At 72.5% G+C, this 6,571-nt stretch carries 7 protein-coding genes; 3 read left to right on the top strand and 4 right to left on the bottom strand.

The window, feature by feature from the left end; translation table 11 throughout:
• Positions 1-251: sugar phosphate nucleotidyltransferase (locus ACWCV3_RS27145; protein WP_392219818.1), on the bottom strand; the 251-nt coding region annotated here is incomplete at its 3' end.
• Complete coding sequence (locus tag ACWCV3_RS27140; RefSeq protein WP_451229397.1) at positions 248-2,065, bottom strand: DUF5941 domain-containing protein; 1,818 nt, start codon at positions 2,063-2,065, stop codon at positions 248-250. The genes ACWCV3_RS27145 and ACWCV3_RS27140, both read right to left, overlap by 4 nt.
• Before the next feature lie 281 nt (positions 2,066-2,346).
• Here ACWCV3_RS27140 and galE point away from each other — a divergent pair, with 281 nt between their 5' ends.
• The 3 genes from galE to idi all read left to right on the top strand — a co-directional run bounded on the left by galE (position 2,347) and on the right by idi (position 5,117).
• Positions 2,347-3,318 (top strand): UDP-glucose 4-epimerase GalE, encoded by a 972-nt coding sequence (gene galE / locus ACWCV3_RS27135; protein ID WP_451229394.1) that lies wholly within the window; start codon positions 2,347-2,349, stop codon positions 3,316-3,318.
• Between the two features lie 160 nt (positions 3,319-3,478).
• The gene (locus tag ACWCV3_RS27130) at positions 3,479-4,420 is read left to right on the top strand and encodes a cation diffusion facilitator family transporter (protein ID WP_451229391.1); all 942 of its coding nucleotides are present in this window, start codon (positions 3,479-3,481) and stop codon (positions 4,418-4,420) included.
• A 103-nt stretch (positions 4,421-4,523) separates the two neighbouring features.
• On the top strand, positions 4,524-5,117 hold the full coding sequence (idi, locus tag ACWCV3_RS27125; protein WP_451229388.1) for an isopentenyl-diphosphate Delta-isomerase: 594 nt from the start codon (positions 4,524-4,526) through the stop codon (positions 5,115-5,117).
• A 51-nt stretch (positions 5,118-5,168) separates the two neighbouring features.
• On the opposite strand, the gene ACWCV3_RS27120 is transcribed toward idi, so the two are convergent.
• Entirely contained in the window at positions 5,169-5,663 is a 495-nt protein-coding gene (locus ACWCV3_RS27120) for an ATP-binding protein (RefSeq protein WP_451229400.1), read from the bottom strand.
• 222 nt (positions 5,664-5,885) lie between these two features.
• Positions 5,886-6,470 carry an HdeD family acid-resistance protein gene (locus ACWCV3_RS27115; protein WP_451229385.1) on the bottom strand — a complete coding sequence of 195 codons (585 nt, stop codon included), beginning with the start codon at positions 6,468-6,470 and terminating at the stop codon, positions 5,886-5,888.
• Positions 6,471-6,571: the final 101 nt, after the last annotated feature.

The following is a 6,571-nucleotide window of genomic DNA, read 5'->3' as shown; positions in this document are numbered from 1 at the left end:
ATCAGCGTGATCTTCAGGCCGTACTTCGCCTCCAGCGCGGCCTTGCGGTCGTAGACGGCCTCCTTGCGGTAGCCGACGATGACACCGACCTCGGTGAGACCCACCTCGGCGAAGTTGCCGAGGGTGAGGTCGAGGACGGTGAGCGACTCCTCGTCGCCCTCCGGGCCCACCGGCACCAGTGCCTTGGGCAGGGTGTCGGTGTAGGGGCGCAGACGCCGTCCGGCGCCGGCCGCCAGCACGAGGCCGATCATGCGGTTTCTCCTTCGTCGTGGACGGCGGGCGCCCCAGCGGACACCCAGAAGCGGATGCTCTCCACGAGCACCAGCAGAGCGACGCACACGGCGACGGCCGTGAGCGCGACGGTGAACTGGGAGGCGGTCAGCAGCGCCGCGAGCACGGTGACGAGCAGCGTGCGCCCCTCCTGCCCCCCGATGGCGCGCACCAGCCAGGCCGGCGGCGCTCCGGCGTCGCCGCGGATGCGGTACACCGTGTCGTAGTGATGGTAGGCGACCGCCGCGACCAGCCCGAACGCCGCCGGGAGGGCGCCGTGGACGTCGGCTCGGGCGGCCAGCGCGAGCACGGTGCCGTACTCGGCGGCGCGGAAGAACGGCGGGACGAGCCAGTCCAGCGAGCCCTTCAGGGGGCGGGCCGTGGCGAGCGCCGAGGTGAGGACGTAGACCGCCGCGCCCGCGACGGGCAGCCACCCGCCGAAGCCGGTCAGCGCCGAGCAGGCGACGACGGCGGCGCCGCCGAGGAAGGCGACGGCCGGGACGGCGAGGCCGGGCAGACCGCGCCTCGGCACGCGGGCCAGGATCCCGGCGAGCGGGCCGGTGTCCGCGAGGTCGGCGAGCGCACGGGCGGCCCGGTCGGTGCGGCGGGCCTTGCGGGTCAGGGAGCGCAGTACGCGGCCGGCCGTGGTGTAGGCCGCGGCGAGTGCGCAGCCGATCAGCAGCACAAGGAAGGTGATGCGGGGGGTGGTGACCGCGGTGAGGACGGCGATCATGGCCCAGCGTTCACCGATCGGGAGGACGATCATCCGGCGGACCCAGACCGTCCAGCCGACGCTGTCCAGCTTGTCGGAGAGGGCGGCGGTGGGGCTGGTGTTGGCGGTGGCGTCGTGGTTGGCCTCGTTGAAGGAGAAGTCCACGACGTGCCGGCAGGTCTGGAGGATCATCGCGCCGAGCGCGAGCGCCCACACGTCGTCATGGCCGCCGCCGCGGGCCGCGCCCAGCGCGAGTCCGGCGTAGTAGGCGTACTCCTTGGCCCGGTCGAAGGTGGCGTCCAGCCAGGCGCCGAGGGTGGAGTACTGAAGGGAGTAGCGGGCGAGCTGGCCGTCGGTGCAGTCCAGCACGAAGGAGGCGATCAGCAGCACGCCGGCCGCGACGAAGCCGGGGCGGGTGCCGGTGGCCGCGCAGCCCGCCGCCACCAGCGCGGTGAGCAGGGACGCGGTGGTCACCTGGTTCGGGGTGAGGCCCCGGCGGGCGCACCAGCGCGCGAGGTGGCGCGAGTAGGGGCTGATGCAGAAGGTGGTGAAGAAGCCGTCGCGGGACTTCACCGCCGACTTCAGGCGTATGTCCTCCTCGTCGACGGCGAGGACGGCCTGCCGGGCCTCGTTGCGGGCCTGCGGGTCGGCGGGGACGGCGGCGACCAGGCTGCCCAGTTCGGGGCGGTGCACCGGGGTGCCGTCCGCGTCAAGGGCGGTGACCAGGCGGTCGGGCAGGCTGTCCACGGCGACCGCGGTGGCGCCGCCGGTCTCGTCCTGGGTCTGGTCCTGCCCGTCCAGGGCCCGGCTCAGCTTCTGCCGGGCGGCGCCCTGGGCGGTGACGGCGCCGGGGACGGCGGCGAGCGGGAAGCGGGGGTCGGTCAGGCCCAGGCGCAGGGCGTGGGGGTGGCCGACGAAGCGGGCGTCGACCAGGGCCACGCGCCCGTCGGCGGGGACGGCCGCGACCAGGGTCCGGGCCTCGGCGGTGTCGGCGGCCGTGCGCACGTCGAAGCCGAGGGACCGCAGATCTCCTTCGAGGGACGATCCGGGGACCGGCTGACCGGTGACGATGGCGGTCGGCAACCGAATTCACTCCCTGGGTCCGGCGTGTCGGCGCCGGTCTGCTGCGTGATTGGGGGCGCCCCTCGCCTGCGGCTCGCCGGGGCGGCATGTCGGCAGAGGCTATCGGATGGGCGGGTGCACCCGTTCACCGGGCGTTCAGGCCCGGTCCACCGGGACCGCGCCCGCCTGTGCCGCGGTCATCATCGGGGATCGGAGGGCCGGCCCACAAACCGCGCCCCGCCAAACGGCACGCATCGGGGCATCGGGGACGCACGGTCACGCGCGACATAGGGTCTGCGGACATGACGTGGTTGATCACCGGCGGAGCCGGATACATCGGGGCCCACGTGGCGCGGGCCATGCACGGGGCCGGGGAGGACGTCGTCGTCCTGGACGATCTGTCGGCGGCGGTGCCCGAGCGGCTGCCCGAGGCCGTCCCGCTGGTCGAGGGCTCGACGCTGGACGGGGATCTGCTGAAGCGGGTGTTCGCCGAGCACGGGGTGACCGGTGTGGTGCATCTCGCGGCGCGCAAGCAGGTCGGGGAGTCGGTGGCGGAGCCCGTCCGCTACTACCGGGAGAACATCGGCGGCCTGACGACCCTGCTGGACGCGGTGGCGGACGCGGGCGTACGGCGGCTGGTCTTCTCCTCCTCGGCGGCCGTGTACGGCAACCCGGACGTGGACCTCATCACCGAGGACACCCCGTGCGTCCCGGTGAACCCCTACGGCGAGACCAAGCTGGCCGGTGAGTGGCTGGTCCGCGCGGCCGGACGGGCGCACGGCGTCTCCACGGTGTGCCTGCGCTACTTCAACGTGGCGGGCGCGGCCGCGCCGGAGCTGGCCGACACCGGGGTGTTCAACGTCGTCCCGATGGTCTTCGACCGGCTGACCCGCGACGAGGCGCCCCGGATCTTCGGCGCCGACTACCCGACGCCGGACGGCACCGGTGTCCGCGACTACATCCATGTGGCCGACCTCGCCGGGGCCCACCTCGCGGCGGCCCGCCGGCTCTCCGAGGACGCCCCGGCCGGCGATCTGACGCTGAACGTGGGCCGGGGCGAGGGGGTGTCGGTGCGCGAGCTGATCACGCTGATCGGCGAGGTCACCGGGGACCGGCGGGAGCCGGTGATCGAGGACCGGCGCCCGGGGGACGCCCCGCGCGCGGTCGCCTCCGCCGAGCGGGCGGCGGCCGAACTGGGCTGGCGGGCCCGGCTGGGGCTGCCGGAGATGGTGTCCTCCGCGTGGGCGGGCTGGCAGCACCACCGCAGCCGTTAGGAACCACCGCAGGGCTCTGACCTGCGGATCGTTTCCGCAGGTCAGAGCATATGACAACGGTGTTCAGTGCCGCGTTGCCCGGTGACGGCCGACCGTAGTTCACTGTGAGCCGGTGCGTTCGATCGCGAGGCGGCGCGCGGCGCTGAAGGGCGGTTCTCTCATGGGGGCAGGGCACGACCACGGGCATGCGCACAGCCATGTGCCGCCCACGGGTACGGCCGCGGCCGCGTACCGGGGCAGGCTCCGCGCGGCGCTGGGTATCACGCTCACCATCATGGTGGTCGAGATCGTCGGCGGTCTGGTCGCGGACTCCCTGGCGCTGATCGCGGACGCCGCCCACATGGCGACCGACGCGGTGGGCCTGATCATGGCGCTGCTGGCCATCCACTTCGCGGCCCGGCCGCCGAGCACCCACCGCACCTTCGGTTTCGCCCGCGCCGAGATACTGGCCGCGCTCGCCAACTGCGTGCTGCTGCTCGGGGTGGGCGGCTACGTGCTGGTCGAGGCGGTGCAGCGGTTCCTGCGGCCCGCCGAGACGCACGGCGGGCTGATGGTGGTGTTCGGCGCGATCGGCCTGGTGGCGAACTCCGTCTCGCTCCTGCTGCTGATGCGCGGTCAGAAGGAGAGCCTCAATGTGCGCGGCGCCTTCCTGGAGGTCGCCGCGGACGCGCTGGGCTCGGTGGCGGTGATCGTCTCGGCCGCCGTGATCCTGGCCACCGGCTGGCAGGCCGCGGACCCGATCGCCTCGCTGCTCATCGGGCTGATGATCGTGCCGAGGACGCTGCGGCTGCTGCGGGAGACGCTGGACGTGCTGCTGGAGGCGGCACCCAAGGACGTCGACATGACCGAGGTACGGGCCCACATCCTGGCGCTGGACGGTGTGGAGGACGTACATGACCTCCATGCCTGGACGATCACCTCGGGCATGCCTGTGCTCTCCGCACATGTGGTGGTGAGTACAGACGCGCTGAACGCCATCGGCCACGAGAAGATGCTGCACGAGCTGCAGGGCTGTCTGGGCGACCACTTCGACGTGGAGCACTGCACCTTCCAGCTGGAGCCGGGCGGGCACGCGGAGCACGAGGCGCGCCTCTGCCACTGAGGCACTTGTACCGGTTCGGGACATGCGGGCGTGCCGGGAAGTGCCGGGAGTGCCGGTTTCGTACGGCAGACTTGGGGAGCGAAGACCGACGCGAAGGATGAGTATGCCGATCACACCAGCCACCGAGACGCACAGCTCGCCGAACGGCACCGCGGAGCCGATCCTGCTGGAACTCGTGGACGAGAACGGCGTGACGACAGGCACCGCGGAGAAGCTGGCCGCCCATCAGCCGCCGGGGCTGCTCCACCGGGCGTTCTCGGTGTTCCTCTTCGACGAGCGGGGCAGGCTGCTGCTCCAGCAGCGGGCGCTCGGCAAGTACCACTCCCCCGGTGTCTGGTCCAACACCTGCTGCGGTCACCCCTACCCCGACGAGGCGCCGTTCGCGGCTGCGGCCCGGCGCACCCACGAGGAGCTGGGCGTCTCGCCCTCGCTGCTGGCCCAGGCGGGCACCGTGCGCTACAACCACCCGGACCCGGCTTCCGGCCTGGTGGAGCAGGAGTACAACCACCTCTTCGTCGGGCTGGTGCAGCAGGCGCCGGCGCCGGACCCGGAGGAGGTCGGCGAAACCGCCTTCGTGACGGCGGCCGAGCTGGCGGAACGGCACGCGCGGGAGCCGTTCTCCGCGTGGTTCATGACGGTACTGGACGCGGCGCGTCCGGCGATCAAGGAACTGACCGGGTCGGCCGCGGGCTGGTAGACGCCGTGCGGGGCTCCGGCGGGGCCTCGCTCCCGGGGGCCTGGTCGGCCCTCACCCGGACAGCGCGGGCTTGAGCGGCAGGGCGGCCCAGATCACCTTGCCGCCACTCGCCGTGTGCTCCACGTCGACCGCGCCGCCCGACTCGCGCGCCACCTCGCGCACCAGCAGCAGCCCCCGGCCTCCGGTCTGGCCGTGATCGGCCTCCAGTGCGGTGGGACGGTAGGGATGGTTGTCCTCCACCGAGACCCGGACCCACTCGGCGCCGACGGCCACCTCGACCCCGAGCATCGGAGAGAGCAGCGCGGCGTGCCTGACCGCGTTGGTGACGAGCTCGGAGACGATGAGCAGCAGCCCGTCCACCACTTCGTCCGCGACCGGTACGCCCTGGCGCAGCAGCAGATCCCTTACGGCGTGCCGCGCCTGCGGGACGGAGGCGTCCACGGCGGGCGCGGTGAACCGCCACACTCCTTCGTACGGCAGAGGTCCGGGCGGGCGCTCGGCGCCCTCCGCGGGGCGCGGCACACCTCCGCGCCCGTGGTCGTCCATCGTCCAGTCGCCACCCTCGCGCTCGATTGTCACCACACGTCGAGTGTTGGTAACGCCGGGGTCCGCTCCGGAGGACTGAACACAAGTCGGCGGGTATCGAACGGTTACGACCGCATCCGTACGGCACAGTCGCGCGGATGACCGCATCTGTCGTCCCGGCGTCCGGTTCGAGATCTGTTCAGGTTGTACGGGTCGGTCAGGTCCGTACGGGCGCCGGACTCTTCAGGCGGTGGTCCCCTCACCCACCATGCCGACCACACGGCGGCCTGCGTACCCGGCGGCGATCAGGCCGAGGCCGTCGAAGAGCAGGGCGAGCGAGAAGAAGCAGCCGATGACGTACTGGCTGCTGGCCGGCCAGCTCACCAGCACCAGGATGCCGAGCAGCAGGTCGAAGGCGCCGAGCAGCAGGGTCCAGCCGAACTGGGGGCCACGCACGATCAGACTGCCGGCCAGCCGGAAGAGACCGGCCGCGAGGAACAGCAGCGCGGCGAACATGGTCAGGGCGTCGGCGGCCGCGTGCGGCATCCGGATGACGACGACACCGGCGGCGATGTTCAGCGCGGCCACGATGACGCCGAGCCAGAAGAAACTGGTGCCGCGTGCCTGCACCGCGTGCAGCAGCCCCACGACTCCGCCGGTCAGCAGCAGCCAGCCGAAGAGGATCATCGAGGTCAGGGTGGCCACCGCCGTGTAGACCAGGCCCACGATCCCGGCGACCACCAGGACCACACCGAGCACCGCGAGCCAGCTGAAACTCCGGCTCAGACCCTTCACGCCCCTCGTCTCGGTTCTGCCGGATCCGGCCATCGCCGCCTCCTTGATCGCCCCTGTTTCGCTGCCCTTCTCTCCTTTTGTCCCTCGGGTGGTGCGAGCTAACTCACCCGGCCGTGGCCGGCGCCCGCGGATAG

The organism is Streptomyces sp. NPDC001781 (genome assembly GCF_053596035.1).
This window is presented reverse-complemented; position numbering and strand designations above follow the sequence as displayed.